General features: G+C 60.4%; 42 protein-coding genes. 10 read left to right on the top strand and 32 right to left on the bottom strand.

The window, feature by feature from the left end; translation table 11 throughout:
- Positions 1 to 64 precede the first annotated feature (64 nt).
- The 30 genes from PQR42_RS22465 to PQR42_RS22320 form a co-directional block, all read right to left on the bottom strand.
- Entirely contained in the window at positions 65 to 3,259 is a 3,195-nt protein-coding gene (locus tag PQR42_RS22465; protein ID WP_408493781.1) for a phage tail tape measure protein, read from the bottom strand.
- Positions 3,252 to 3,686 (bottom strand): HK97-gp10 family putative phage morphogenesis protein, encoded by a 435-nt coding sequence (locus tag PQR42_RS22460; protein WP_408493780.1) that lies wholly within the window; start codon positions 3,684 to 3,686, stop codon positions 3,252 to 3,254. Before PQR42_RS22460 ends, PQR42_RS22465 begins: the two co-directional genes overlap by 8 nt.
- 2 nt (positions 3,687 to 3,688) lie before the next feature.
- Positions 3,689 to 3,976 (bottom strand): phage tail assembly protein T, encoded by a 288-nt coding sequence (locus PQR42_RS22455; protein ID WP_459252323.1) that lies wholly within the window; start codon positions 3,974 to 3,976, stop codon positions 3,689 to 3,691.
- A gap of 5 nt (positions 3,977 to 3,981) precedes the next feature.
- Positions 3,982 to 4,401 (bottom strand): phage tail assembly chaperone, encoded by a 420-nt coding sequence (locus PQR42_RS22450; RefSeq protein WP_408493778.1) that lies wholly within the window; start codon positions 4,399 to 4,401, stop codon positions 3,982 to 3,984.
- A 43-nt stretch (positions 4,402 to 4,444) separates the two neighbouring features.
- A complete protein-coding gene (locus PQR42_RS22445; protein ID WP_408493777.1) occupies positions 4,445 to 5,083 on the bottom strand; it encodes a phage tail tube protein in 639 nt (212 codons plus the stop codon).
- An 86-nt stretch (positions 5,084 to 5,169) separates the two neighbouring features.
- Positions 5,170 to 5,526, bottom strand: coding sequence for a DUF3168 domain-containing protein (locus PQR42_RS22440; protein ID WP_408493776.1), 357 nt, complete (start codon positions 5,524 to 5,526; stop codon positions 5,170 to 5,172).
- Positions 5,519 to 5,884, bottom strand: a complete 366-nt coding sequence (locus PQR42_RS22435; protein WP_408493775.1) for a phage head closure protein — start codon at positions 5,882 to 5,884, stop codon at positions 5,519 to 5,521. The genes PQR42_RS22440 and PQR42_RS22435 overlap by 8 nt, the downstream gene beginning before the upstream one ends.
- A complete protein-coding gene (locus tag PQR42_RS22430) occupies positions 5,885 to 6,739 on the bottom strand; it encodes a head-tail connector protein (RefSeq protein WP_408493774.1) in 855 nt (284 codons plus the stop codon).
- 45 nt (positions 6,740 to 6,784) lie between these two features.
- On the bottom strand, positions 6,785 to 6,970 hold the full coding sequence (locus PQR42_RS22425) for a hypothetical protein (protein WP_408493773.1): 186 nt from the start codon (positions 6,968 to 6,970) through the stop codon (positions 6,785 to 6,787).
- A complete protein-coding gene (locus PQR42_RS22420) occupies positions 6,954 to 7,154 on the bottom strand; it encodes a hypothetical protein (RefSeq protein ID WP_408493772.1) in 201 nt (66 codons plus the stop codon). Before PQR42_RS22420 ends, PQR42_RS22425 begins: the two co-directional genes overlap by 17 nt.
- Positions 7,155 to 7,209: 55 nt before the next feature.
- On the bottom strand, positions 7,210 to 8,505 hold the full coding sequence (locus tag PQR42_RS22415; protein ID WP_408493771.1) for a phage major capsid protein: 1,296 nt from the start codon (positions 8,503 to 8,505) through the stop codon (positions 7,210 to 7,212).
- Positions 8,506 to 8,617: 112 nt separating this feature from the next.
- On the bottom strand, positions 8,618 to 9,517 hold the full coding sequence (sppA, locus tag PQR42_RS22410; protein WP_408493770.1) for a signal peptide peptidase SppA: 900 nt from the start codon (positions 9,515 to 9,517) through the stop codon (positions 8,618 to 8,620).
- Positions 9,514 to 10,695, bottom strand: coding sequence for a phage portal protein (locus tag PQR42_RS22405; protein ID WP_408493802.1), 1,182 nt, complete (start codon positions 10,693 to 10,695; stop codon positions 9,514 to 9,516). The genes sppA and PQR42_RS22405 overlap by 4 nt, the downstream gene beginning before the upstream one ends.
- 92 nt (positions 10,696 to 10,787) lie before the next feature.
- Complete coding sequence (locus PQR42_RS22400; RefSeq protein ID WP_408493769.1) at positions 10,788 to 10,973, bottom strand: hypothetical protein; 186 nt, start codon at positions 10,971 to 10,973, stop codon at positions 10,788 to 10,790.
- On the bottom strand, positions 10,970 to 12,640 hold the full coding sequence (locus tag PQR42_RS22395) for a terminase large subunit (RefSeq protein ID WP_408493768.1): 1,671 nt from the start codon (positions 12,638 to 12,640) through the stop codon (positions 10,970 to 10,972). The genes PQR42_RS22400 and PQR42_RS22395 overlap by 4 nt, the downstream gene beginning before the upstream one ends.
- A gap of 3 nt (positions 12,641 to 12,643) precedes the next feature.
- Positions 12,644 to 13,114 carry a terminase small subunit gene (locus tag PQR42_RS22390; protein WP_408493767.1) on the bottom strand — a complete coding sequence of 157 codons (471 nt, stop codon included), beginning with the start codon at positions 13,112 to 13,114 and terminating at the stop codon, positions 12,644 to 12,646.
- Between the two features lie 181 nt (positions 13,115 to 13,295).
- Positions 13,296 to 13,625, bottom strand: a complete 330-nt coding sequence (locus PQR42_RS22385; protein WP_408493766.1) for an HNH endonuclease — start codon at positions 13,623 to 13,625, stop codon at positions 13,296 to 13,298.
- Positions 13,622 to 13,777 (bottom strand): hypothetical protein, encoded by a 156-nt coding sequence (locus PQR42_RS22380; protein WP_408493765.1) that lies wholly within the window; start codon positions 13,775 to 13,777, stop codon positions 13,622 to 13,624. Before PQR42_RS22380 ends, PQR42_RS22385 begins: the two co-directional genes overlap by 4 nt.
- A gap of 105 nt (positions 13,778 to 13,882) precedes the next feature.
- Complete coding sequence (locus tag PQR42_RS22375) at positions 13,883 to 14,365, bottom strand: hypothetical protein (RefSeq protein WP_408493764.1); 483 nt, start codon at positions 14,363 to 14,365, stop codon at positions 13,883 to 13,885.
- A gap of 110 nt (positions 14,366 to 14,475) precedes the next feature.
- On the bottom strand, positions 14,476 to 14,844 hold the full coding sequence (locus tag PQR42_RS22370) for a hypothetical protein (RefSeq protein ID WP_408493763.1): 369 nt from the start codon (positions 14,842 to 14,844) through the stop codon (positions 14,476 to 14,478).
- Positions 14,831 to 15,094 carry a hypothetical protein gene (locus PQR42_RS22365; RefSeq protein ID WP_408493762.1) on the bottom strand — a complete coding sequence of 88 codons (264 nt, stop codon included), beginning with the start codon at positions 15,092 to 15,094 and terminating at the stop codon, positions 14,831 to 14,833. Before PQR42_RS22365 ends, PQR42_RS22370 begins: the two co-directional genes overlap by 14 nt.
- 10 nt (positions 15,095 to 15,104) lie before the next feature.
- A complete protein-coding gene (locus PQR42_RS22360; RefSeq protein ID WP_408493761.1) occupies positions 15,105 to 15,593 on the bottom strand; it encodes a hypothetical protein in 489 nt (162 codons plus the stop codon).
- A complete protein-coding gene (locus tag PQR42_RS22355; RefSeq protein WP_408493760.1) occupies positions 15,590 to 15,925 on the bottom strand; it encodes a hypothetical protein in 336 nt (111 codons plus the stop codon). Before PQR42_RS22355 ends, PQR42_RS22360 begins: the two co-directional genes overlap by 4 nt.
- Entirely contained in the window at positions 15,922 to 16,374 is a 453-nt protein-coding gene (locus PQR42_RS22350) for a hypothetical protein (RefSeq protein WP_408493759.1), read from the bottom strand. Before PQR42_RS22350 ends, PQR42_RS22355 begins: the two co-directional genes overlap by 4 nt.
- A 14-nt stretch (positions 16,375 to 16,388) precedes the next feature.
- Positions 16,389 to 16,733: a hypothetical protein gene (locus PQR42_RS22345; RefSeq protein WP_408493758.1), complete on the bottom strand. Its 345-nt coding sequence runs from the start codon at positions 16,731 to 16,733 to the stop codon at positions 16,389 to 16,391.
- A gap of 3 nt (positions 16,734 to 16,736) precedes the next feature.
- Entirely contained in the window at positions 16,737 to 17,291 is a 555-nt protein-coding gene (locus PQR42_RS22340) for a DUF1064 domain-containing protein (protein WP_408493757.1), read from the bottom strand.
- Positions 17,288 to 18,448: a replication protein gene (locus PQR42_RS22335; protein WP_408493756.1), complete on the bottom strand. Its 1,161-nt coding sequence runs from the start codon at positions 18,446 to 18,448 to the stop codon at positions 17,288 to 17,290. The genes PQR42_RS22340 and PQR42_RS22335 overlap by 4 nt, the downstream gene beginning before the upstream one ends.
- Before the next feature lies 1 nt (position 18,449).
- Positions 18,450 to 18,650 (bottom strand): hypothetical protein, encoded by a 201-nt coding sequence (locus tag PQR42_RS22330; protein ID WP_408493755.1) that lies wholly within the window; start codon positions 18,648 to 18,650, stop codon positions 18,450 to 18,452.
- A gap of 71 nt (positions 18,651 to 18,721) precedes the next feature.
- Positions 18,722 to 19,318 (bottom strand): toxin YdaT family protein, encoded by a 597-nt coding sequence (locus PQR42_RS22325; protein WP_408493754.1) that lies wholly within the window; start codon positions 19,316 to 19,318, stop codon positions 18,722 to 18,724.
- Between the two features lie 136 nt (positions 19,319 to 19,454).
- On the bottom strand, positions 19,455 to 19,622 hold the full coding sequence (locus PQR42_RS22320; protein WP_408493753.1) for a hypothetical protein: 168 nt from the start codon (positions 19,620 to 19,622) through the stop codon (positions 19,455 to 19,457).
- A 98-nt stretch (positions 19,623 to 19,720) separates the two neighbouring features.
- On the opposite strand from PQR42_RS22320, the gene PQR42_RS22315 reads away from it, so the two are divergent.
- Positions 19,721 to 19,933 carry a hypothetical protein gene (locus PQR42_RS22315; RefSeq protein WP_408493752.1) on the top strand — a complete coding sequence of 71 codons (213 nt, stop codon included), beginning with the start codon at positions 19,721 to 19,723 and terminating at the stop codon, positions 19,931 to 19,933.
- Here PQR42_RS22315 and PQR42_RS22310 read toward each other — a convergent pair.
- Together PQR42_RS22310 and PQR42_RS22305 are read right to left on the bottom strand one after the other, a co-directional pair.
- Complete coding sequence (locus tag PQR42_RS22310; protein ID WP_408493751.1) at positions 19,930 to 20,262, bottom strand: hypothetical protein; 333 nt, start codon at positions 20,260 to 20,262, stop codon at positions 19,930 to 19,932. The two genes, PQR42_RS22315 and PQR42_RS22310, sit on opposite strands and share 4 nt — an antisense overlap.
- Before the next feature lies 1 nt (position 20,263).
- Complete coding sequence (locus PQR42_RS22305; RefSeq protein ID WP_408493750.1) at positions 20,264 to 20,503, bottom strand: transcriptional regulator; 240 nt, start codon at positions 20,501 to 20,503, stop codon at positions 20,264 to 20,266.
- Between the two features lie 82 nt (positions 20,504 to 20,585).
- Here PQR42_RS22305 and PQR42_RS22300 point away from each other — a divergent pair, with 82 nt between their 5' ends.
- From PQR42_RS22300 to PQR42_RS22260, 9 genes are all read left to right on the top strand, one after another.
- Entirely contained in the window at positions 20,586 to 21,359 is a 774-nt protein-coding gene (locus PQR42_RS22300; RefSeq protein ID WP_408493749.1) for a S24 family peptidase, read from the top strand.
- 53 nt (positions 21,360 to 21,412) lie between these two features.
- Positions 21,413 to 22,099 carry a hypothetical protein gene (locus PQR42_RS22295; RefSeq protein WP_408493748.1) on the top strand — a complete coding sequence of 229 codons (687 nt, stop codon included), beginning with the start codon at positions 21,413 to 21,415 and terminating at the stop codon, positions 22,097 to 22,099.
- 169 nt (positions 22,100 to 22,268) lie between these two features.
- Complete coding sequence (gene tcmP / locus PQR42_RS22290) at positions 22,269 to 23,096, top strand: three-Cys-motif partner protein TcmP (RefSeq protein ID WP_408493747.1); 828 nt, start codon at positions 22,269 to 22,271, stop codon at positions 23,094 to 23,096.
- 46 nt (positions 23,097 to 23,142) lie between these two features.
- Positions 23,143 to 23,883, top strand: coding sequence for a DUF5131 family protein (locus PQR42_RS22285; RefSeq protein WP_408493746.1), 741 nt, complete (start codon positions 23,143 to 23,145; stop codon positions 23,881 to 23,883).
- Between the two features lie 353 nt (positions 23,884 to 24,236).
- Positions 24,237 to 24,506, top strand: coding sequence for an XkdD/Y8K6 family phage-associated protein (locus tag PQR42_RS22280; RefSeq protein ID WP_408493745.1), 270 nt, complete (start codon positions 24,237 to 24,239; stop codon positions 24,504 to 24,506).
- Positions 24,503 to 24,655 (top strand): hypothetical protein, encoded by a 153-nt coding sequence (locus tag PQR42_RS22275; RefSeq protein ID WP_408493744.1) that lies wholly within the window; start codon positions 24,503 to 24,505, stop codon positions 24,653 to 24,655. The genes PQR42_RS22280 and PQR42_RS22275 overlap by 4 nt, the downstream gene beginning before the upstream one ends.
- Positions 24,656 to 24,959: 304 nt before the next feature.
- Entirely contained in the window at positions 24,960 to 25,250 is a 291-nt protein-coding gene (locus PQR42_RS22270) for a hypothetical protein (RefSeq protein ID WP_408493743.1), read from the top strand.
- A gap of 7 nt (positions 25,251 to 25,257) precedes the next feature.
- Positions 25,258 to 25,491 (top strand): hypothetical protein, encoded by a 234-nt coding sequence (locus PQR42_RS22265; protein WP_408493742.1) that lies wholly within the window; start codon positions 25,258 to 25,260, stop codon positions 25,489 to 25,491.
- 23 nt (positions 25,492 to 25,514) lie between these two features.
- On the top strand, positions 25,515 to 26,054 hold the full coding sequence (locus PQR42_RS22260; RefSeq protein WP_408493741.1) for a PRTRC system protein E: 540 nt from the start codon (positions 25,515 to 25,517) through the stop codon (positions 26,052 to 26,054).
- Positions 26,055 to 26,064 lie beyond the last annotated feature (10 nt).

Here is a 26,064-nt window from a genome sequence, read left to right as displayed (position 1 = left end):
GGCTGATACGAGTACCCTGACGCCATGGGTGCCGGCAAGCGATCCGGCCATGCAACAAGAGCCATTATCTAAACCTCGGAGTAAGCCCATATCGTTGTGACAGCGCCTTGCTCACGGTGCCCTGCCCGCTTGCGACCTCGCCGGCCATTTCACTCTTCGCCTGGTCAATGATGAGTCGAATGAACTTCTGTCCACTCGAATCCTGTGACACCTGCGGCTGTTGCACCTGCGAATCGCTGTTGTTGACGATTTGCACCGACACACCTCCGCCACCGCTGCCTAGTGCGTGATTCGGTACGATGGAACCGGACGAGTCCGGCGTGAAAAGTTCGGGACCCTTTTCGCCGACGAGGTACGTATTGCCACCCGCTACCGGGCCGCCACTCGCACGCGCGCCGGCGATCGTCGGCATCATGCTGGCGGGCCCCGTGAGGCCAGCCGAATAGCCTGAGCCCATGACATCGGACGCTGCACTGGTCGCCGTCGAAGTAGTCGCCAGCGTGCCGAAGCTGTTTGCGATGCCGCCGCCGATCATGCCGGCCACCATATTGAACAAACCGGAGATCGCCGCACGCGCCTGCATGCGGACGATGTCTGCGATGATGCTGTCAGCGAGGCTCTTGAAATTGAGCTTGCCGGTCGTCACGAAGCTGGCGAGAGCATCCTCCATGCCCTTTGCCGCGTTGGTAACAGCCGTCTCCGTCTGCGCCGCCATGTTCTGGGCCGCATCGTTGTAATTGGCGATCGCTGCCGTCGCACCGTTCGTCCAGTCGGCCTGCTTCGCCTTCAGCGTCGTGTAATAGGCGTCGTAATCGGCAAGCGACTGGTCGAGCCCCGCCTTGATGTCGGCTGAAGCCTTGACGTAGTCAGCGCCGCCAAGCAGATTCTTCGGAGTGGCCTTGTCGAGCTGCTCCTGCAGGCGCTGATACTCGGCGAAGATCGACTTCACTGCCTGCACATTTTTCAGCGCATCCGAACCCAAGCCGAACGCGTCGACCTGGCGACCGTACTGGTCGTTCTGCCCCGACTGGTAGCTCTTGATGGACGCATCAATCTGTGCCGAGCGCTCCTGCAGCTTCGCAACTTCGTCGCGATGCTGGACCTCTTTCTCGAGCTCGACGTTCTTCTGCAACTGCGCGCGGATTGCATCCTGATCTTTGGTCAGGCTCTCCTGCTGCGGCGTGAGCGTCTTGCTTTTCCAGTCGCTAATCTGCTGATTGAACTTCGCGAGTTCGCCTTCAGCCGTCGTCAGCTTGCCGGCAGTCGACAATTGCGCCTCCAGGGCCGCCTCCTGGTCGCGAAGCTGCTGCAGCATTCGTTCTCCAGAATCGTCGCGATATGCTTTCGACTTCGGAGCCTTTGGATCCTTATACTTCGCGTCTATATTCGCTTCGTCGGCGAGCTGCTGCTCGGGGCTCAGATTGAGTGGGCCAGCGATCGTGTCGAGATATTTCTGAATCTCTTTGGCACGCTTCTCCGCTGGCGTTGCGAACTGCGTATTGAACGTGTCGTAGGCGTGCTTTGCGTCGATGACCTGTTGATTCTGGCGCTCCGTCCTGGCCTTTTCAGCAGCAGCCTTGATTGCCGCGTCACGCGTGGCGATCGCTTTCTGAAGCTCCGCTTCATCTTCCGATGACCACTGTCCAATCGGGAGCCGAGCCGTCTTGTTGTCCTGCAGGCGAGCCACGACCTGGCCGGGCGTGGCCGCCGCGCCGAACGAGCCAACGGCCTCGATGGCGCCGTTTATCATCGCCTTGATGTCGCGCCAGCCGGCAAGAATGATCCCCTCGTTGGCAGCGATTTCCTTCGTGCGATCGTCCATCGCCTGGGAAAACGCTTCCACTGCCACCTTCGCAGCGCCAGTTGCATCACCTTGCCTCTCAAGCGCGGCGATCTGGTCGTAAGTCGCCGCGGTCAGGTAGTGATACTGGTCGTTCAACTTCACCGATGCTTTCACTGGCTCGTCGGCGAGCTTCGTGAAGTCGTCCACCATTTGCTTGACCGACACGCTCGTATAGGTCGCAGCGTCCGCAGCGGACCGGCCAAGATTCGCGATCTCTTCACCGGTTAGCCGGCCGGTCATAGCCAGCTCGGTGACGGCCTCTGCTGCGGTGTTGAACGTTGCTCCGCCCGCAGTCGCCGCCGTGGCCATGCTGCGGAGTTGATCAGTGGTCACCCCCGCGTAGCCGCCGGTGAGCAGCAGCGCCTCATTCATCTTCTCGTTCTGACTCGCCACCATATACATGGCTGCGCCAACACCCGCGATGGAGAGCGAAAGCGGGTTGAGCAGAAGGTCGAGCGCACCGGCGAGCGACAGAAAGCGAGTGAACGAGCTCGCCAGGCGAGTAAAGTTGCCGCTGGCTGCCTCACGACCAAGCACGCCAAGCTCATTTGTCACGCCGGACGTTGCACCGGCGGCGCCATGCGCAGCAGTAGCCTCCACTGCATACATTGCCGCCATCTCTTCGCCGAGCGCGATCTGCTGCTTGCGCAACTCGATTTCTTTGGCGATCGCGGCAACCTGCGCCGTTTCGGCTTCGGTAAAGCCCGCCATCTGTGCGTCATAGACGGCCATTTCTGCCGCGGACGCGGTGAGCGCCGTAAGCTGACGACCCAGCGCCTCGGTAACCTTGGCCGCGCCCTCACTGATCACAGTCGAGGCGGCCTCGAATTGAACCGCGACGCTAGTTTGCGCCGTTGCTGCTGCCTCGGCTGACACCGCGATACCGGCATTCGCTCTTTCCGCAGCCGTCGCGGCGGCGGCCAGCGCGTCAACGCTCGCGGCATAGCGGTCGGCCGCCTCCGTGCTACCGGTCACGGCGGCCGTCACCTCGAGCGACGCTGCGACCATGGCCGAAATGCGGGCCGCTGCAGCCTCGCTGCTCTCGCCCACCGCGGCAGTCGAGCCGGCAACCTGCCCGTTTGCCGCGTCGATCGCATTCATCTTTTCGATGTATGGCGAGATCGCGTCAGACACGCCGAGCAGCGACGCCTTATAGGCCAGCAGTTGCCGCGAATTCATCCCGTACGTGTCGGCCATCTTCGCCGCTTGCTGCACGAGCGCATTGATGGCGCGCTCGCTCGCCTTACTGCCGTTTGCATTTGCCTCGGCGATTGCGGCCTGCGCGATTTCCGTGCGTTGTGCCGCCGCCTCCTGCGATGACACGAATGCATCCATGCTGCGCTTCGCGCGCTGAACGCCGGCTTCAACGCCGGTGGCATCTAGCGAAACCCGGATGAGTGTTTCTTTGTCAGCCACCTGTCAACTCCGTTACTTTCTGCTGAAACACCGCATCTACGGCATCGGCGGCGGCGGTTTTTTTCGCTTCGTACGACGGCCGAAGGAACGGGTTGGCCGCCATCTTGGACGTACCCGTTTCAACGAAGCGTCCGTAGAACGCCTGTTTGCTCCACGTCACGATGTAAGAAGCAATCCGCCCCTCGACGGACTGCTCTTTGTCATAGGCAATCAGGATGTTGTCGCGAAGGAAGCCGGGGTAGATCTCGGTGCCCTTCCGCTCGTACGCCCGGATGCCTACAGGCACGCGCACCTTCATCTCGTCGAAATAGACTCGAGCGCCAGCAACTGCTGCCTGCCGCAAAACCGACTCGCTCGTGACGTTATCGAGCGCCCGAAGCGCGTCAGTCAACGCCTCCGGGTTCTCAATGACGAAGCTCTTTGCCATGCCTAGGCCTTGTTGGGAAACATCATCGACAGAACAAGGTTCGACTGCGCATCCGGATCATCCAGAAGCACCGCCGTCTCTTCCTTCGCCGTCGCCAGGCTCAACTCATTCCACGTCATGAAGTCCAACGGCCCCCACGGCTCAGGTTTAACCTTGGCGTTCCGGTTGGTATTCGCCAGCATCGACGTGATCGTGCCCGCGCGAAGGTCGTCGTAATGGCTGCCGCGATGGTCGATCTGATAGGAAGCCATGTATTCGACGAACTCCGCACTGGTGATCCGCTGCTGCAACTCCCTTACTGGGATACCGAAGTCGATGCTAAGTTGGAGCCAGAATCGCCGCTCGGGGCGGCTGCGGAGTTTTTTACTGCATCCTCCACCGCGGTCGGCTGCATGCCGTTGAGGCGGATCGCGACGGCGGCAATCCGGTCGATCACCGCAGTGCCCTGAGCGCGCAGATTCGCGATGTCGGATTCGTCGAGCACAAGCGCGCCCGATTCGTCGACAACAGTCGCGAGCAGCAGACCAGCTTGCGATTCGCTGATCGGCACCTTGCCGGCCTCCCGTTTCGCGTAAAACGCGTCGCGAGCAAAGCCAGACATTTCCGACACGAGGACTGAGACGCCGTCACCCCACTCGGGAACGTCGACGGATTCGGTCTTGAGGTGGATGGCGCCGAGAATGGCGGCCTTGGTTTCTTTGCTGAGAATGGGCACGTTATGTCCAGTGTATGGGGATGGGTTTAAGGTGGGTTGCGAGTTACGCGAAGACCACGTCGCCTGTGATGCGGATCGAGACGCCGGTCGTCTTCAGGACCTGATCGACGCCGCCATCAAGCGGGCTGTTTTTCACGTACCCACTGAAGGTTGCGGTCTTTCCGATCGGCGTCGCGAGCTTGAAACTCTTGAGCGTGCCGGCGCGCTTCGCTGCATCGCATGCGACCTGGCCCGGGTCCGAGAAATCCTTGTCGACGTCGAACGTGAAGTGCCCGAAATCCTGCAGGCCAAGCATGAACTCCTTCGCGGTGCTCGACAGGTTGGTCTTGTCGATTTCGTTCGCCTGCCCGTCGAAACCCTTGAACGACGTCACGTTGGCGATAGGAGTCCACGCGACCGGCGTAGCCGTGCCGCCATTCACGTACGCGGCACCGCCAGTCGTGTCGACGTCGACGGCATAGGAGTTGGGCGTCACGTTCTTCGCCACTGCGGTAACACCGTTTAGCGTCGTATTGCCGGTCAACGCCGCAAAGGTGACGATGTCGCCGTTGGAGAAACCATGCGCGGCCGACGTCAGGATGGTCGGGAAGCCAAGCGCAAGGCCGGTAATGTTTTTCGCGACGCCAGCGGCGCCCGATACGGAAAGGGTTGACCCCTGAGCGGAAACTGCGGTGCTGGGCATTTTTCAGACCTCACAAATAAAGAAACCCGCTCAGGGCGGGCCGGTGGTTGAAGCAAAAGCCGCGGCGAGGCGGCATAAATTCGGGGTTATGGGTAAAACCAGATGCTGAAATCGGATCGAGATCCGTACAGCTTCGTATCGGGCTCGTAACTGCTGACCGGCGCGCCGATCGTCACGGCTCTAATGATCTGCCCTGTGAGTGCGGCGACAACGTTCTGCATCAGGCTATTCGCGACCGAGCGCGTATCGGTCCACACGTTGACCTGCATGCGAGCGTTCTGCAAATCGACGTTGTTGCTCAGGTAATTCGGCGACTGCCCGCCCACCGCTTGGTATGTGATGTATGGGCGTGCGACGCCTGCGGGCCCCACGTCCGGATAGCATCGATCGGCGACCAGCACGCGCAAGGCGCCGTGCACAATCGCCTCGGCAGAATTAGCCATTGTTGATCCCCTCCTTAGCCTGGAGCATCACGAGGCGATTGCGTTCGTCCTGATTCATTGATGCATTGATGTCGAACACACGCGTGCCGAACAGCACGCGCATCGCGGCGACATCTTTCGGGTTCTGCAATTCCGGGCGGTAGCGCACGCTGATCGTGTGTGTTACCTCGGTCTGAACCGCCTGCGCCGCGAGCAGCTCGTGGCCCGAAACAGGCGCCACTTCGCCCCAGCACTTAAAGACATCAGCCCAAGCGTTGAGCGGCTGGCCGAGCTCGTCGGCCGCCGTCGATTTGGCCTGAAAAGTCAAACGGTGCCGCAGCGTGCCGCCGCGAACGAGATAGCTGTTTTGCCCTGCCATTTAGAACTCGTACGTCTTATAGGCGTCCAGCAGACGATCAACGTACGGCAGCGCCTGAATCGTACCGCGGTTCATGATCGCCACCTCTTCGCGATTTTCATACAGCGTCGAGAGCCTGATCTTCAGCCACGCCTTCAGCCCTTCCGGCACTGCGCCGACGAAACTCTGCCCGGTACCCGCGTCTGTCAGCACGATGGGAACGCCGCCCGCCGTCGCTGATAGTTTGTAGACGCCATCCGACACAATGCTCTGCACGAAATAGTCGGTCATGGCGCTCAGCGGCGCCGGCAGAGCGCCGCCACCATTCGATAGCCGTACAGCATCGCCGACGGCGAGCCGGCTCCAGCCTGGCGCGCTGATCGTGCCAGCAACAGCATCCGCTGTGACGGGCGCAGCATAGCCCGCGTCGAAATTGACCCACACCGCGCCGATTTGCGGCAACGGAATCGGCCAGATCTGGCCGAACACCGGTGTGATGCGCACCGGCTCCGACGAATAGTCGACCGTGTAGTCGGTATCCGGCATCGTCTGCGCGACACCGGTCATGTCCAGGTACTGGATCGACAGCACGCGAATCACTGGTGCGCGCTGCAGATAGATCGCATGCCCCGGCAGCGTGTACTGCCGCCCGTACGGGATTCCGATCAACGACGGGCCGGGGAAACTGTCGAGCACCTGCTTCCAGCGCGCCGACACCATCTGCTTATGCGTCTCGCCTTGCGCGTAGTCGCGCGCGGCTGCGATAAGCGCGCCGATCAGCGTGTCGTCATCGTCGATGTCGACGCGCAGATGCAGCTTCGCCTCGGCGAGCGTTAGCGGTTCGGCGGATGGTGCCGTGATGAGTTGCAGGGGCATAGAAAGGAGGCAGCCGAAGCCGCCCCATCCTCGTCAAGGTTGCGATCAGCCGACGATCTGCTTTACGGAGGCCGCGTTGGCATCCGAGGCGGGCGCAAAGCGCGGCGTGAAGCCGAGCAGCAGAGCTGCGGTCAAGCTGGCAGCCGTGCCGACGGTCACCGACAGTTGCACGAACGAGAATCCGTTCGCCACGTCGAGCTGCTGCGGGTCGAGATTAATTTCGGCCTGCACGTTGTCGCCGGTCGCTTTGACGATCTGCGCGACAGCCGAGCACGCCGGTCTGGATCAAGCCCAGCAACTTGTTGAAGTTGGCGGCCGATACCCAGGCCGACGTGAGCGCGCCAGCGCCCTGCGACGAGGGCGTGATTGCGCCCAACACTGCCACCTGTTCGGAGGCTTTGATATTCGGGATCATGGTCTTTCCTCGATGAACTCAGGAGAGAGCCGGGGACATACCCCGGCCAGGTGGATCAGCGTGCGGCGAGCTGGATGAACGGAGAGAGCGTGTTTGCGCCCTTCGCCTGCTGAATCGGATTGACGATCTTCGGCTGACCGTCCACGCGGAAGATTGCGCGGAACGCCGTTGCGTCAGCGTCGAAGTACAGATGCATCGACGTTGCGGTCTGAACGCCGCCCGCCTTCGTGATCGTGCGGTAGTACGACAGGTCGATCAGGCTGATGTCGCCCTGCGCGCTGAACGCCGGAGCATGCTGGCTGACGCTGATCGGCCGACCCATCAGCGTGCCGTACGGCGAACCCTGCGCACCTTGCGAGATCGGCAGGTAGATCGGGTAGTTACCCAGTTGCAGGCTGAACAGCGACGGCAACGCGTCCGGCGTGATGAGCCACGTGGACTTCGGGAAGCTTCCCGGGGTGAGTCGCGCAATCATGTTCGACACGTTACCGAGCGACACCGTCTTGGTCGCCTGGCCGGCGTCCTTCGCCTGCACCACGGCCGCCGCGCCGTTGAACGCGCCCTCGGGCTGACCGGCGCCCGTACCGAACAGAATGGCTTCGTTCGTTTTCCACCGGATCGAGCGCGCCATCAGGCCCGGCAGATACGATTCGAGCGCGTTCGCGTCCGACAGCAGTTCGTCCGTCACCGGCGTCAGTGCCATCAGCTTGTGCAGGCGCAGCGTCGAAACGCCGAGTTTCGGCTTGGTGGCATTGGCCTGCGATGCTTCAGCTTGCCAGTACGCGCGCACGCCATCCGTGCCCCACGGCGTGGTTTCGTCCTTCGGGAACGTCATGCCGTTGCCACCGACCTCGATGTTGTCAGTCATCGGCAGCAGCGCGTCGTCCTCGAGCGAGAGCGTAAAAATGTCGGTCGAGAAAGCCGGCGGAATGAGGAAGCCGCCATCGGTGCCGGCCGCCTCGTTGGCATACGTGCCCGCGCCGGGCGCGGCGGCGCCGATCACGAGACGCTGATCGATGCTGCCGTTGCGCTGGCTGCCAGCGCGCACGGCCATTGCGAACTCGCCGAACGACTGGAAGCCGCGGCGCGCGTCGTTTTCGATGTTCTCCGACACGCCGATGTGTGCACCTTCCGGAATCATGACACCGGCCGAGCGCTCCGCTTCGATCAGCGCTTCTTCGCGCGAAATTGCTGCTGCGGTGCGCTCCAGACCGGCGCGCTCGGCGTCGAACGCCGCGACTTCATCATCGGTCAGATCGCGGTTTTCCGACGCGGCCTTGTCGGTGATCGCGCGCATTGCGGCGACTTGCTTTGCTTTGCGGGCTTGCAGCTCGCGGAGTTGCTTGGACATTTAAGGGCTCCTGAAACGAAAAAACCGCCTCGCGGCGGCTGAATTTACGGTTTGCGCTCAGTCGGAGGACTGCACACAACGCGCTTGTTGGCGCGGTGCTCGGGCTTAGCGCTCAGCCCATAATTGCGATTTCGCGCTGCGCGGCAGCGAGGCGGCTCGCGGCCGGCTTCGTCGCCTTGATGTTTCGCTGCATCTTCGCCACCACGTCATCAAAGGTGGCGACGCCGTCGACCATGCGCTCGGACATTGCCTGATCGGCGCCAAGCACGCGACCTTGGCCCATACCGTTACGAACCTGATCGATACCGACCTTACGGCCCTTTGCAACGCCCTTCGTGAAGGCTGCGTAATAGTCGTCGACGCGCGATTGCATGAACGACTGCGCCTCGGCATCCAGCGGCTGATACGGGTTCCCTTCGACCTTGAACTTGCCGGCGGAAATGAGAGTGATAGACACACCCTCTTCCTCCATGGCTTTCGACCAGTCCTGGTGCGCCTGCCATACGCCGATCGACCCGACCTCGCCGCCCGGAGTGACGTAGAACTCGTTTGCCGCGCAGCCGATCCAGTAAGCCGCGCTCGCGGCAAGGCTGTTCGCCACGGCGATGACTGGTTTCTTGGCCTGCTGAATCTCTGCCGCGAGCTCTTGCACGCCGTAGACAGAACCGCCGGGGCTGTCGATGTCGAGCAGGATCTGCGAAACGGTGTCGTCAGCCGAAGCATCGGCTAGAGCCGCGCTGATCTGCTGCGTGCTGGTTCCACCGTCGCAGATATTGATCTGACTCGCGCGCTGGACAATGGCGCCATGCACCGGGATGACAGCAATGGCTCCCGCGCGCGCATTGCCACGACTGCGCGGCCCGGCCGACACGCCTTGCGCCGATTCGTCCTCGATGTCGGCGTGAACTCCGTTTTCGCGCCGAGCGAGCACCGCGGCGTAAGCCGCCATACGCTCGGGCATGAGTGCCCACGGGGTGGCGAGACACCACGTGATAAATCGTTCGTTTCTCATTGTTCGCCCGTACTGGAAGGGTCTTTCGGCTCCTGCGCTCCCTGCGCCGGGGGCTGTTTTTGCTGTTGCGCCTGCAGCGCTTTTGCATCGCTGACCGGAACCATGTTCAGGGGCATCAGCGGTTCGTCGAGACCATCAATCGGCTCCATATTCTCGCTTTCACGGGCTTGGTTCCGCGTCATCCAGCCGTCGAGAATGCCGTTGTGATAGAACATCGACCGCGCAGATTGATCGCCGCGCAGCAGGCCAGCAAAATCGAACTCAACTTCGATGTTTCGATCCTGCTCGAGCAGGAGATTCGACTCAATCGATGATTCCCAGCGCTCGGCCCACGGTGTCATCGTGTAGATGACAAAATCGAGCGATTGCTGCTCGATGTTGGAGAACGTCGCTTTGCTCAGGTCACCGACCAGGTGCGGCGGAATCCGGAACATGCGCGCAATGTCGCCCACTTGATACTGCCGTGCCTCGAGGAATTGGCTGTCCTTGTTCGTCAGGCCCAGCTCGTGGAATTTCATGCCGTACTCGAGCACGGCGATTTTCCCGCGATTCAGGCCGGTTTGTGCTGCCTGAAACGACTCGCGAAACGTGTCGCGAGCCGACTTGTCTTTGAAATTGCCGGGAAATTCGATCCAGCCGCCACCCGGCTTCGCGTCATTCTGAAAGAAACGCGCGCCGTAGTCCTGCGCCGACAATCCGAGGCCCACCGCCTCGCGTGCGATCTCGATCGGGTTCAAGCCAACGATGCCATCGCTTGAGAGTCCGCGGATGTGCCACAGTTCGCCGCGGGTGAACACTCGGACCGAACCGAACCGATCAGTGTAGCGATACCGGTAATCGAAATCGCCGCCGCCGTCGAGCAGCTCAATCTTGATGCGGTCCGGATGCAGCGGGATCAGGTCCGTAATATTGCCGCGCCGGTCCGTGACGATCTGATTGAAGGCGTTTCCCCGCATCGCAAGGTGCCCCTGCATCATCTCGCGCCATTCGAACGGTGTCTGATACTGGTTCGGTCGACGGCACAGCAGGTCGAGCAGCCAATGCTTGCGGATCGGCGTTTTTTTGTAGCCGCCGACGTCGTAAAGACGCATCGGCAGCACGCTAAACGACTCGGCAAGTACGCGCACACACGCAAACACGACCGGCAACTGCAACGCACGATCAGGCGAGACGCGCATACCGGACGCGGTGCGTGTCGTGACGGGCTCAAACCAGAAATTCCCATACGGGGACCGGTCACCGCCGTCTGCCTTGATGCGCGAAATGAACATCAGTCAACATCCTTTTCTTCGCTCTTGGGCACGTAAATGCCGACCATTCGCGTGACGACGAGCACAATCGCAAGCAACAGCAGACCCGCGAAGATCATCCCGCCACCCAAGTTGAGCAGCACGCCGCCGGCAAGCGCCAGAAGCCAGCCGATCAGCAGGCAGATGTTGAAAATGTGTGCGTTCATACCGTCATGAGTTCGTAGTCATCGCCGATGATCAGGCCGCCCTGCGGGTTCAGGCTCATCAACGTGATGGCATCGAACGCCGCCATAAGCGGGTCAATTTTTGCAGTGCCACTGGCCTGCTTCGTGATATTCACTGCATTGCCGACCGGGACAATCCGCGCGTTCCCTACGCACCACGCCATCATTCGCTGACCGCCATGAACTAGCACGCCCTCAGCGAGCTTTCGCTCGGTCGTCTTGATTGCGCCGGACAGCTTCCAGCCCTGCGAAATGCCGATCACCTTGTCTTCCGGCACATGGGCCTCGACCAACGCGTCGAGCACGCCGCCGATGCCCGCGGGGTCAGCGCCGACCTTGTCTAGCAGGCCGGCCGCATGAATGATGGCTACGATGTCGGCGACGTCGCGCACGTCATCACCGATCTGATCGACGACCGTTAGATCGCCATCTTTCTCGAAGTCGCGCAGCGTTGGCGCAACCTCTTTCCGACGTTCGAACACGGATGGATGCGCCCAGGCGTGCGTCCAGAGCAACCAGCGGCGCGTTGATTTCTCGCGCCCGACGACTGCCAGGCCGAGTAAGTCGTCGAGGCCACCGCCATCGATGCCGACGTCGATCACTTCGCAGCGCTCGATCAGGTCATCAAGTGTCAGCTTCGGCACCGAGCCTGCGTCTTCCCAGAATTCCGCGCCGGCCCAACGATCTGAGCGCAGCGCAAGGCCAATTTCGACGTTTGCATGCTTTGCGAGAAAGCCGCGGAACGATTCCTCGCCCTCGGTCTGCGCCTTCTTGAACTCGCGCTCAAGGAACTCCTGATCAACCGAATAGCCGAGGTTCGGGTTGACCATCCCGAGGTTTTCGACCTTCAGGTGCTGCTTGCTCGCCACCATTTCCGGCGGGTGCTCGAAGATCACCGGGACGAAACGCTTGTCTTCGATCTTGCCGTCGCGTACATCGCGCGCGTACTGGAGCTTCTGGCGAAACACGCCCGCCGGCGGATCATCGGACTGGGTCGTCAGATAGATAACGAAGCCTTCCGGCCGCGATGCCAGGCCGCCGATCGCCTCACGCAGCATATTCTCGGCATTGGCCTGCTTGCCGAAAAGCCAAAGCTCGTCGACCAGCGTGCCGACGCTCTTCTTGCCGCCGACGGTGTTTGAGTCTGCCGCGACGACCTTCAGCGTCGCGCCGCTGTTGCGGTGCGTGATCGTCTTGATGTGCGTCTGAACCTGCAGCAGCTCGTCGAGCTCGTCGTCGTGCTTCACCATGTCCCGGCTGGGACTGAAACTGTTCTGCGCAACCTCAATCGTCGGCGCCAGAATCGCGAACTCAGCCGACTGCCGCCAATTGAGGATGACCGCAGTCATCATGATCCCGGCCGCGATCGTCGACTTCGAGTTCTTTTTCGGCAGGCAGATAAACCATTCGGTAATCAGCCGCCTGCCGCTGTCTGGGTCGTACGCGCCGAAGATCGACGCGACCAGGTCGAACACCCACTGGGCGCACGACTCACCGAACGTCGGGCTGCCCGGCGCATCGACGATCTTCAGTTGCTTGAAGATTGCAAGCGCCTGCTCAGCCTGGTCGGGGAAGATCGGCGGCGGAATGATTGACTCGCCGCGCTTGAGCCGTTCGGCCCAGTCGAGGCAGCTTGTCTTCCATTCCATCTATCACTTCCGGTTATTGACCACCAGCTTCGGGGGAGCCGTCGCCGCGAACTTGCCGGCCCCGACCTTCTTTGCTGCGTCTGCCTTCGCGTCTTTCTTGCCGGCCTCGCCAACCTTGGCGTGCACAAACGGCATGAGCGCCTTCGCCGCGTCGACACGCAGTTTCGGTTCCGTGCGGTCATCGTTCATGGCGGCTATCAGAAACGCCTTCGGATCGGTGAAATTCGTCATCGCCTCGACGTCGAATTTCGGGGCTGGCTTTTCCTCGGGCGTCGGCGCAGTGGCTTGCGGCTTCGATTCCTGCTGGATGCGCTGGGCAGCCAGGTAGAGGGCGACGTCCTTGTCTTTAACAAGCCGCGATCCGGCGGCCGAGGCCGTCGCCTTGCTGTACCCTGCCGCGATAGCCGCGTCCTTATTGGACTTTCCGGCTAAAACAGCATCGGCGAAGAGCCGTTTCTTGCTGTTAAAAGCCATTAACAAAAGCTCCAAAAAGGGAAAAATTCTGCGCGTGAGAGAACGGTCGGTTTCCCGTCATGCGAAACGCTAGAGATTCGATGCCCCCACCCCCGCGACGCCGCTGCGGCACGCCAGGCGGGGCTGTGGCGGGCTGCTGCGCTGCAGCCGGTGCACATCGAACTCATTGGGAGGCCGCCTGCTACAGCGCGCCTGCTGCTGATCGGCCTCGCGCCTCGCTTGCCGTCTTGGCAGTATGGCAATCGTCGCAAAGCAGGTTGAGGTTGCTGTCGTCGTTGCTGCCTCCCTGCTCGAGCGGCACATGGTGATCGACCTGATCACGCCACGGCAGCCACACACAGCCACAGCCCTGGCACTCGAACTGCTGATCGACTGCGACGCGCCGACGCGTCTCAACCCATTTGCGCCCGCGTATGCGCGGCGTCGTGCCTGCCTTTGCCTCGAGCGTCGCGACGCGGTTGGTGTTCGCCGCTTGGATGCGCGGCTTGAGCGTCGACAGCTTCCGGCTCACTCGACGATCACCCGCATCGCGCGCTTGATCTGAGCTTGGAGCTTCGCCGGATCCGGCACATTGCCACTGAGAATGCAGCAGATCGCAAGCACGCGCAGGTATGGCTTGAGCCACCATGCGAATGTCACGCTCAATTTGATCTGCTGTGCCATGCGACGCTCCAATGCAAAAAGCCCGCTGGCTTTCGCTTAGCGGGCTTTGTTCGCACCAAGGGTACGGTATATGGAAACGGATGATATGGCGGCGTTTTCCGCCAGTCAAGCGTTTTGCGAAACGATCATCCCTGCTTCGTCGAGATGACCATACCATTCCGTCCACGCGCTTTTCTCGACGTCTTTCAGATACGCATTGATGATGGACGCGTGACGCTCTGCGGTACGCGGTGGGATATTGAGATCGCCCGCGATTTCCTTAATTTTGATCTTCTCGCCAAAGAACTTCTCAATCACTGCCGACCGGAAGCGGCGGAGCGAGAACGCGCCACCGAGCGCGGGGATCACCAGTTCCGTGAGTTGGCTGACCGCGTCGCGGTACAACGGGTTCGGTTTCCAGCCACCGCAGCAGACATGCTTGCATTCGCAACGTTCCTTGCGCGGCGCGCAGCGCGCGACCAGTACAAGCATTTGCACATAGTCGATGCGTTGGAGCTCGGCCAGCACCATCCCCGATTGCGCCGCGCCATCGAGCCCAATCAGGCCTCGACCACTGCCAGAGCCTCCGCGCTGCAGCAACTTCGCCATCGGCGACATCGCATATTGCTGCGCGGCGTAGTTGCACGCGAAGATCACAGCCTCATGAGCGCTCTTGAAAATGCCATCGTGCTTGACAGTTTCCATATCTTCTACTCCAGTTAAATCTTGATCACGCCGGTGGCAATAGCCTCGGCAACGCGCAAACGGCAAACAGCGACCAGCGGCAACTCGTCGCGAAACAGGTCGTGAAAGTCGGGGTTCATCTGCGCTTCGGCGATCCACACTCGCCGCGTACCGCCGCCCTTGCTGCTGATCTCGTCGAGCGGATACAGCGTGTAGTGCTGGCGGAACTGGATCGGCGACGTGATGACCGGGTTCTGTGTCGGCTGGTAGAACTGGTGGCCGATGGTCTCGACGTCGACGCGGCAGTACTCCATTCCGTTCGCCTTGACTACATCGGCGCGGAATCCTTCGGCGCGCGCAACCCAGCAATCCAATTGCGCGCCGTTCAACTCATGCACGTTCATCAGGCACCTCAGCCGCTTGCGGCATCTTTTCGTAATCCACGGTCACCGTGACAAGGGCCTCGTATTCCGAACCGTAGTTACCCATGCGACTGCTCAATTGCACCTGCACGCTGGTGCTGTCGGCATCGATCGGCACGCCGGCGGCCTCGCAGATCTGTCTGGCCAGAATCTGCTTAATCTCGTCGGCATGCAGCACAGCACGGTGCGTCTGTGTATTGGTGCGCCCGGTATGGATTTCGATTTTGCTCACCTGACGCTCCTTAAGCGAGACTCTTCAACAGCGCCTGCAGCTGGCGCAGCTTTTCGAGGTTTGCATTGCTCTCGGCATTGCCTTGCTCGATCGTGAGCGCCGCGGTTTCGATGTCCGACGCCAGAATTACGATGCTGGTCGCCATCGCCCGCGCACGCTCCGACAGGCCGGACAGAATGTCGATAGGCGATTTCGCCGGCGCACCGACGGCCTCTTTGCCTTCGCCCTTCATTTCGGTCGCCACGTGCAATACCTCCCTTTCCCTGATTTCCACTCGTTGATACAAGCCGGTTTGTCGCTCGCGAATTAGGCCGGCGTCTTTCAGGCGGATGAGGCAGCCATCGAGAACCGCAACATCGGGCGAGCTCTTCGTCACTCGCCTTAGATTGGACGCAATCTCGTTGCGCGACCACGCTTCCTGAATCGGCACCATCTCGAGCACCTTCTTCGCGATCGCCGATTGCGAGTTCAGTGCTGACTGATATTTAGCTGGCGTCATGACATCTCCCGTACGTCCCACTCCAGATCACCACTGGCGAGAAACGCCTCCAATGTGGTGCGGTTATATTCGACCGGCGCTTTCGCGCGATAAATGCCTTCGCCGACCCAATCCAGATCACCCGGCAGAAAGCCGCCGCGATAGTGTTCCGGTATCCACGCCTCGACATAGACAAAGCGCGGGCCGCGATGCTCGTACATCACACGCTCGAGCCGGTGGACCGTCGTCTCGATACGCCTGGTCTTTCCGTAGGTCGCGAACTGCACCCGCCCCACGCGACGGCCATGGCTCAACCAGCCGACGCCGTCGGGGATCTCAATCCACAATCTCAAACCGCCTCCTGCATTTCCAATCCCATCTTGCGAGCGCGCACTGGTGCCCACAACTCATAGCCGCTATCCCACACGTCGAACTTGACCCGCCTCGGCGTGCCGACGCGGTTCTGGTCGATCCACCGGTGGCATGGGTTGCAACCGGGCACCGTAAATTCGTTGTCTGCCTTCAGACCACCGGCTTTCCCATGGCGAGACTGATTCGAATGACACGGCACGACGGTGTCGTCCACAGGGTTAAGCCGGCACACCCCCGGCACGCGCAAGTAACACGGCTCGCCGCGGCACGCCGCTAGATACCTCGCGCCCTCGGCAACCGTCACGCGCTTCCGGCGCGTCTTGAGCGCAGCCTTGCGCAATCCCGTCTGCGTGTGAAATGTCGTCTTGAATGCTGCCGACGGCTCCGGGCGTTTGAAGCCAGTGCGCGCAAGCGGCGTCTTTCGCTGCATTGGTGCCGATCGCTTCACGCAACCGCCCTTCCGACTGTCACCATCGCGTGCATGGCCGCGTAGAGGCCACCGACCATCTCACCGCGCGACTCGCGCCGAGCCTTGCGCGCCGCATAGCGCGCGTTTGGTCGGTAATCGGCGACGCGGGGGAACGGCTTGCCGGTGAGTTGGTAAGACGATCGGTAACTCGAATCGCTTGCCTTGACATGACCGCTCTCCTTCAGCGCGCGAAGCCTTTTCTTGATGCTGTCGTAAGGAGCGCTAGTGCCCTCGACGATGTCCGCGATAGTCGAGTCCGGATACAGCTTCAGAAATTCACAAACCTCGCGCCGCTGGGCGCTCATGATTCGATTGGCCACGTGCTAGATCTCCTTCACCGTGATGCCGTGCTTTTCGAGCATCTGCTTGCGCTTCTGGATGTACGTTCGGTTCTTCCGTGTGGCTTCGGACTTGACGTCCTCGACGACGAACTTGCCGTCGCGGATGTACGTGAAATCCGCGACGTATGTCGACTTGCGCTCCCACGTGCCGTCGTCACGCTGCTGGCGCTTCGTCAGGAGGAACGGCACCTGCAGACGCAGTTCGCTGATCAGCCCGGCGGCCTGCTGCTGAACCAGATGGAACCAATGCGACCGTTCGCGCTGGCTGTCGAACTTGATGCCGTTGTGCTCGCACTTCGTGTTGCGGTACTTCGGCTGTCTCGCGGAGGGCGCCAGCGGAACGATCAGGCGTGGTGAGAACGGATCGTTATCGTCGACGTCATCCAGCGCGCTCGTCTGCGGCGGGTTGCCCGTAAGTTCGTAGATGCGGCGCTGCGCGGTCGTCATGGCCGGCCGCGAGTCGTCGCGCACGCGCGCAGTGCCGACGACCGTTGTTCCTGCCGGCACAACCATCGGCCAAGGTGCTCGTTTGCTCATGCGTTTCCTTCCTGCTTTGCGATTGCCGCCCGAACGCGCGCTGCGACAGCCGGCATCGGGTCTTCGTCGGTGAACGGCACGCCCATTTCAATCGCCATCGCCCTGATGCCGCTCGCGGACTTGTCCCACTCGCCCACCACCCTAGTGCCGTCGGGATTCCGCTTGACTGCCATGCGGCCCTTCACGTCGCCAAAGCCCTTCGGGCTGATCAGGTAATCGAAGCCGGCATGCGGCGGCAGGTCGACCTTGTCGCGCACCGCCGGGAAATACCGCGCCCATGCATCGACATCGCCCTTCAGGTGCGTCATGAACGCCCGGATTGCGCCAGCGCGCGGCTCAACGAACACAGCCTCGTCCACTGCGCCGATACGCTCCCCGAGTGCCTTGTTGAAGGCTCGGATCACGGCAAGTTCGGCGTCGGTGTATGCGGTCTGGATTTCGTCCATCCACCCGCCAGCGTTCAGCCACGTGGCTGCGTGTGGGATGAACTGCGGGTTCACCCACTGCCCCGAAGTCTTGGCACGCTCCAGACCTGCCATCAGGTCGTTGAAGAGCTGCTCGTTCGGTTTGAGCTTGGCGAAGGCTTTCTCTGCCGTGGTCTTGGATTTTTTCTTCGGGTATGCCGCCCAGAAAATATCAAAGCGTTCGCGAAGCGAGGGCGAAAGGTTTTCTTTTGGAGTTGTCTTTTGGTTAGTGTCTTTTGGGGTTGTCTTTTGTGGTTGTTGATTCGACAACCCTTCAGTTGTTGATTCGACAACCGGGCTGGTTGTATTTTCGACAACCGGGGGTTGTTGAATCGACAACCGTAGATGCTCGGCGACAGCCCATTGACGGTAGTGCTTGTTCAGACTCAGCGTGTGCGCATACTCGCCGTCGGCGCGGTGAAGGATGCGGAGGTCAACCAGCTGGGCAACTGTGCGGCTCAGGTTCGCTTTGTCGATGTTGGTCATTTTGCGGATCTGCGACAGGCCGATGTCGTCGCTGCGCTTGTTGAAGCCGTATGTCTTCCGGACGACTGCCATCACCACCGCAAGCTGCTGGCCCGTCAGACGGGCGAACAGCAGTGCGTCGAGCAACTCGTTGGCAATGCGCGTGAAACCGTCCTGCGTTTGCGGGCCGACCTGCTCAGGCAAATGAATGACCTCGGCCAGTGCCATATCAGTTCGTTGCGGGCAGACCGATGGTTTCGTTGAGTACGCCAGTGGCCGGGCATTTCTGCGTGCCGCGCACCTTGAGCGCCTCGTCGTCGAGCAGCTCGCGCACGCGGCCGCAGACGCTCGACAAACGGAGGTTCGTCCGGTCGGCGATCTCCTGCCGCGTGAGCGTCAGGTGTTCGCTGTAGAAAAGGTTCGTGATCATCTGCTTTTGCGTGCAGCGTTTCGTTCCGGTGACCGAGTCAGAGCCGGCGAGTTGCGTGTGTGTGGCGCGCATCAGGACACCTTTCGGAGATCGTGTTGGACGGTTTCGCCAGTCGTGGACAGCGCCGATTCGACGGCGCGCAGGGAGCGCTGTTTGACGCGGATGTCGTCGACCAGGCTGCTGTGGAGCCGCGGCAACTCGCCCGGATCGACTCCATCGAGCAGGTCGGCGGCGTCAGACTCGGTGCGATGGTTGGCGCGCATGATCGTTTGCACGAGCTCATGCGCGTTGATCTGGGCGTCGACGTCGTGATGGCGGGCGCGGGCTGCGCAGTCGATTTCCGCAAGAACCTCGTTCAGCAGATCGACGCGGCGCTCGACTGGCAGCGCCGCGAGAATCGAGTTCTCGAAGTTCGCCGGCATCAGGTTGTTGTCTTTCGACTCGTCGTCGAGCCAGCGCCAGATGCGGTCCGCGTGGTTCTTCTGCGTGGTGTAGACGTCGCCGTGCTTGTCGAACACGATCACGCCGGACATGTGACCGCCGATTCTCTCGTGAGCGGCGACGATCTCTGCTGCCGCAGTCTCGCGACTCCAGCCCTGCGCCTTTCGCCAAGCGGCAATGTGGTCGCGGATGATTCCGATTCGGGACTTGTGCGAACTGTCTCGCATGATCTGTCACTCGTTAGTGGCTACAGTGTCAACGTGCGATCAGGACTACTAAGCCGACGTACGTGACACAGGGAGAGAAAAATGAAAACGCTACGGGAATCTTTTGCTGCCGCCGTGCCCGATGGGGCCGCGGCAGTTACTTCGCTGCTACTGCTGGTTGCGCTGCAGCCACTTTCAGCGCCTCAAACTGCTTCGCCAGTTCCGCACGCGCCACGTCGTATTCACCTGGGTGGCGCGCACCGCGTACCGCAATCGCGCAAAGCGCCTCGCGGATTTGTTTTTGTTCGGTTGCTGTGAGCGCCATGCTCTCTATCTCCAACGTGCTGCGTAATGGGGTGGGTATCCCGGCTCTCGCCTGTAGAATTGGCAGCTCTCACACAACCAGTTTCTACGGGGATACCCATGGTTACAGAACAATTCAAAGCCAAAGACGAATCCGGGAATGTCTATCAGGTTGTCGTCCATCGAAACTCGATCAACACCAGCACGCTCGATGGTCCCGGCTCGCTGCTAGGCCTGCCCGATTTCCGCCTGTCAGATGGTCGATCGCTCAATCGAATTTCCGAGAACGTTTTCCAGATCGTTCAGACCGGAACGAAAATCGAACGCGTTTAGCCGTCGCGCAAAGCCCACTCGCGCGCGGTCGACTGCAAAGTCGTGGCATCGACCTCGCGCCCATATTTGCCGCTGAGGTGACGCCAAAGAGCGAGTTCGACGCTGGCCGGCATAACGATGCCATCAACGAGAAGATCGGCGCCCTGATACTGAACCTGCACAGTCCCAGGAATCGCCAGGCTGAGCTTGACGATGGGCGCCTCGTTGGCCGTGACATCAGTCGAGACGGACTGCACGCTCTTGATCTCAACGCCGTCGACGACGACTTTTCCGAAGCCCGCGCCATTCACAGTGATCGTTACCGCGGAACCGCTCTTGTTTTCGGTCATGTCAGGCCGCCTCCCTCGCGGCAGTGTTTCGCAAGTGCGCCCAGTTCACGTCTGGACGAAGGTCTTCGCAACGGACCGCGCCGCCGCTCTCGCAATCGATGTTGATGCACAGGGATTCGCCGAGTTGCTGGCCAGCGCTGATCGCCTTGCGCAGGTAACCAATGGTCGTACCGCATCGCGCCGCAAAGTCGCGTTGTGCGTCGGTGGCCAGCGAATTGAGGTATGCAAGTAGGTTGTCCATCCCCGCATATTACCGAATAGTAATGGGCAGTCAATACCTTTTGGTGTTTTACCTTTTGGTAATTACAACGGACAATTGCAGCATGAGCACCACAAACGAACTCCGCAGGCAACAGACGACCCGCCGCCGCGAACGGCTTGCGGAACTGATACGTCTACACTTCGGCGGAAGACAGTCCGGTTTCGTTGACAAGATCGAGGGAAATCAAGGCGAAATTTCCGCTCTCATCGGCAACGAAAAGAAATCATTTGGCGCGCTCAAAGCTCGCGGCCTTGAGCAAAAAGCCGGACTGCTGGCGGGAAGCCTTGACGCTTCCGTTGGGTCGCCCTTCTATCCCGTGAGCAGAGACCAAACAGGCAATGATTTGTCGGATGCTGACAAAACAAAGGCCCCAGGAAAAATTACACATCCGTTACCCTTAATGCATGCCGTAGGCGAATCGAAGAATTTTCGACGCGTATATGTAATTGGCCGCGCGCAAGGGGGACTACCAGAGCGCATTTGGACTGACGGGGATCATTTGGTGGGTGCAATTGATGAGTACGCAGAGCTCGCGACTACGGATCCGCAGGCTTTTATCTGCCCAGTAGTAGGCGACTCGATGTATCCGCGCTTCATGCCCGGCGAATACGTTCTGGTTGAACCGGGCACTCCGCCGCAGATCGAAGGAACCGTCCTGGTCAGGCTGACTACAGGCGAAACCATCCTCAAGAGATTGCTGTCTCGGCGAGACGCGCATGTGCGGCTTGGGTCATGGAATGATCCGATCGTCCACACGTTTCGCGAGAGTGAAATCACTTGGATGTACTACGTGGCGCATGCGGTACCGCCGGAAAAAATCAAAACACGCTTCTGACAGCGTCCAAAAATGCATCGGGGCAAAAGTGAGAATTGCAGGGGTAATTGTTTTTGTCTGCGCAGCAATTGGCTTTTTTGTCTCGCGCGCAGCAGACGCATTCGGAGCTGTTGCAGCTCCAGCACTTTCCTGTTCGTACTAAATTAAAAAATTGGAATAGCTCATTCGAGCAACGTAAAGAGGCCAAATTGAAAACCACACGCACTATCCGTGCGGCGGCAGTCGCCGTCGCTGCAACTTCGCTGACCGCTTGCTCCACCTATTCCGTTTCGCGCTACTCGGTATCAGCCGATGATGTCGTCGCCCTGCGCAGTCTGCCGCCCAATAGCGTCAGCGTTGGCGCGTTCACGTCCCCTAGCGGCCCAGTATCGGAAATCACATGCCGAGCTGTCGGTCCGATCAAAACTCCGGACGGGGAGACATATGCCGACTTTGTGCGAAAGGCGCTGATTTCTGAACTGAAAATGGCCGGGGCATATTCAGACACTGCGCCGACGCAAATCACAGGCGTGCTCAACAAGATCGATTTTTCGTCCAACTCGGGCATGTGGAATCTCGACCTTTCGCTCACCTCGACGAACAACCGATCCCTATCGGTGACAGAGGCGTATCCGTTCACATCAAGCTTTTACGGCGAGACGGCGTGTAATCAAACAGCTCAAGCCCTAATGCCGGCAGTGCAGGACCTGATTGGAAAGGCGGTGCAGAATCCCGGCTTCCCCGCAATGCTTGCTAGGTGACCCAGATCCGCCGTTCAACCTTGGGCGGTCCCTATTGCCGGTGCTGTAGCGCCGGCACTCAAGAAAGCCTACCAAATAGCAGTCGCTTGAAAAGAGACGCGTCGCTAAACCACGCAGGTGTAAGGCGGCGTCCAGTGTGTTCTAACGTCGAACAAAGACAGGCAACACGGTGGCTAACGAAAAAACCAGACCCGACCCATCTGACGGTCTGAAGGCGATGATCGTTGGTAAGTGGGCGCAAGAAAAGCATGAACGCCTAAGCGCGTATATCGGCGCATCAAGGCGGGCACGCGCGAAGTTTGGTTACTCTTCATATATTGATCTGTTCTGCGGGCCGGGGCGTGTGGTCGAGCGGCATACGGATACTTTCCGCGACGGAGGCGCACTCCTAGCTTGGAAGAGCTCTGTCATTGGGAAAGCGCCATTTTCGCGGGTTTTTGTATCCGACCTTGACGCAGAATCAGTCCAATCTTGCAAGGCCCGACTGGAGGCGTTGTCTGCGCCGGTCACCACAGCCGTCGGGCCAGCTTCGACAACAGTCGATGCGATTATTAGCAAACTGCCAAGCGGCCTTCATCTCGCGTTCCTGGATCCGTTCAACGCCGAGCACCTCGATTTTTCCATCATCAAAAAGCTCGCAAAACAGCCTCACATCGACATCCTCGTCCATTTCAGTGTCATGGACATACAGCGAAACATCGACCTCGAGGCTGCTAATAACGGATCGCGCCTTGACGCGATCGCTCCCGGTTGGCGCAACCGAATTGATCTCACGAAGTTGCCACGAAAGGACTTCGTCACGGCCTTTTCCGATTATTGGCAATCACTCGTCAGCGACCTCGCGAACATGAAGACTGCCAATGCCAAGCCATTGATAGTGAACAGCAACAACGGCCCCCTCTACCGCCTCATGTTGCTGCATCGTCACAAGCTTGCTGGCTCTCTTTGGGATGACGTTGGCCGCGAACATAAGGGACAATCGGACTTGTTTGACTAGGCTTCCCCGCCTACACTGCTACTGTACATATATACAGGGGTTTTAGATGCCGACCAAAACCGCGATCGAGTGGACTGAGATGACATGGAATCCGGTCACTGGCTGCGTGAAGATCAGTCAGGGTTGCAAGAATTGTTACGCTGAACGTATGGCGAAACGCTTAAAGGCGATGGGCAGCGCACGCTACGACGATGGGTTCGCCCCGACACTGCACGCCGATCTCGTCGACGTACCCCGGAAATGGAAGAAGCCACGCACCGTCTTCGTAAATTCAATGAGCGATCTCTTTCAGGAGGCTGTGCCGCTTGAATTTATCAAGCGCATTTTCCAGACAATGCGAGACACGCCGCAGCACACGTATCAGGTGCTGACCAAACGGTCCGAAAGGCTCCTCGAACTGTCTCCACATCTCGACTGGCCGGCGAACGTCTGGATGGGAGTGAGCGTTGAAGACGCACGGGTCATGCACCGAATCACGGATTTGGCGCAAACCAAAGCAAAGGTGAAATTCCTTTCCTGTGAGCCCCTGATTGGACCCCTAGACTCATTGCCGTTGCAAGATATTGACTGGGTTATCGTCGGCGGCGAATCGGGCCGCGGCGCAAGGCCAATGCAGGAGCAATGGGTTCAGTCGATTCGGCGCCAGTGTCGCGCATCCGGTACCGCGTTTTTCTTTAAACAATGGGGCGGTGTCAGGAAGGACATGACCGGCAGAATATTAAATGGTCGAACGTATGACGCGATGCCAAAGCGCACGGTCATACCGATCAACTCCATAGCCGCATAAAGTTGCCCCGCCGCGCGCGGGGCTTTTTTTTCGTCCAGACAAAAAGAAGCCACAGGCATCGCTGCGGCTCGGAGACACACGCCGCCCGGAGATCGCTGGGCGAGCATTGAGTCTTACACAACGAAAGGTTCTGGGCAATCCCGCGTATTGCTTGATCGATCGGCAGCGTATCCGCATATGGAATACGCCGCCGAACAATTACCGTTTGGTATTGCAAATAAAATTACCATACAGTAATATGCATCTCACGCACTCACCGACCTACCGGGAGACCTTGAGATGGAAAACCAACAGCAGCACACCGCCAAGTCGCGTACGCGTGACGAGGTGGACTACTTCACGCGGGGCATGTGATGCGCGACATGCTGCCGACCAAGGGGCCGTGGCTCCAACATCCGGATTACCCGCACTGCCTCGCCAGCGTTGAAGAGCCGACGATGTCGCTGCTGACCGTGGACGATGACGGCTATGGCGCTTTTTTGAGTGCCGACGATTGCCGCCTCGCGGCAGCAGCGCCCGAACTGCTCGACGCCCTTAAGGCAGTCGTTTCAGTAGCAGACCGCGCGACGGTTGAGTTTGACAAAGCCCGCGCCGCGATCGCCAAAGCCACAGGTGTTGCATGAACCGAGCCGCTTGCGATAACGATCTGCTCGCCGCCTGCTATCACGTGCACGGCCGCGCTGCAAAGTTCTTCGGAATGATGCTGCTCTGCGGCGTTGCCGTCGGCTGCGTCTGGTTCCTGTGCGTTGCAGCGCGAGCCGGTGCGTTGTGATGGTCAAGTACGCGAAAGCATGGGCGACTGCCCTTCTCGTTCTCGTCGTCTATTGCGCTGTCACGATGGCGATCGAAGCGCACGAGGCCCGTATCGAACGCTGCAGCGTCGTGCGCTGCACCTGATCCCGTAAAGGCTCACCGATGAATCTCCTGTTTTCATTCTTAGTAGTCCTTCTGGTGGCGAGCGCCGGATTTGCTGGCGGATTCATCGCTGGAGCCTTTTGGACCGCGCTCGGAATGATCGAGCATCGACTCGGTGACAGCGAATCGACTGCGACTCGCCCTTTCTTTCTTGACTGACCATGGCCCGCTGTCACGTCCGATGCCGCCACTGCGCAACGCGTCGCTGCCTGCGCCGCAACCCGCGCCATTACACCCGCCTGCCGGCCTGCTCCGTCTGCGGCCGCCGCAATTATCGCGTCGACCGCTGGATGAACCGGCGCGACACCGGTAAGACGCGGTGCGACTGCGCCGGCTACTGGTTCCCGCACCGCCGCGGCTCGCTTTTCTGCTGGAGCCGCGCCGACGGAACCGGCCGTTATCCCGGCGATGCGGATTTCGCCGATCGAAACTACGACGGGCTCGCAGCCTGAGCGCACGATGCACACCATTTCTCAACTCGCCGGCATGTTGCCCCGCGACCCGAAGTTTCGCGAGTGGCTTTCGTCCGCGACCCAGGTCGAGCACCTGAGCGTCGACGAAGCCGCGGAAGTTATCCGCCACGTATGCCAGATCGACAGCCGCCGCCGACTCGCCACGGACAAGGCAGCCGCTAAGCGCTTTCACAACTTCTTGCACCGCCCGTTCGCCGAGTGGCGCGCGAAGCAGCACTAACCTCACCCTTAATGGAGAAGCAGATGTCCCTCTTTGCATCACTGCACCCACTTGCGCAACGCACGACCCTCACGCTGCTCATCACCGCCGAAGGTGACCAGCTGCGCGTGAACGTCACGCCACGTGCCAACGACGACACGAAGGGAGAAAAGCCGCTCTACCCGCTCTCGATTCTGGCCACGCCCGACGAACTCGACCGCGACTTCGCTGAGGCGGTTTCGATCTACGAGCCCAGCACGCTGTCAGTGCTCGACCAGGCGCGCGCCGCGAGCGCCGCAAACGGCACGGTCGACGCAGGAACCAAAGCAGCACTGCCCGCCCCCACGACGAAGGGCAAGGGCGGTCGCAAGCGTGCCGCAGAATTGCCGGCGCCGACGGACGCGAGCGACAACGCGGGCGGCGATGCTGGCGATGCGACGCCGACCGACCCGCGTCAGACGCAAATTCCTGGCATTGATCCCGATGCCGAACCCGCCACTGTCGAAACGCCTGCAGTAGTCGCTGAGCAGGATTCCAGCAACGCACAGCCCGCCGTCGAGGAAGACGGCGTCGACCTGCTTTAAGGGGCGCGCG

The sequence above is a fragment of the Paraburkholderia sediminicola genome, assembly GCF_046027355.1.
Classification (GTDB): Bacteria; Pseudomonadota; Gammaproteobacteria; order Burkholderiales; family Burkholderiaceae; genus Paraburkholderia; species Paraburkholderia sediminicola_B.
Note: the sequence above shows the minus strand (reverse complement) of the source record. Positions and strands in the feature narration are given on the sequence as shown.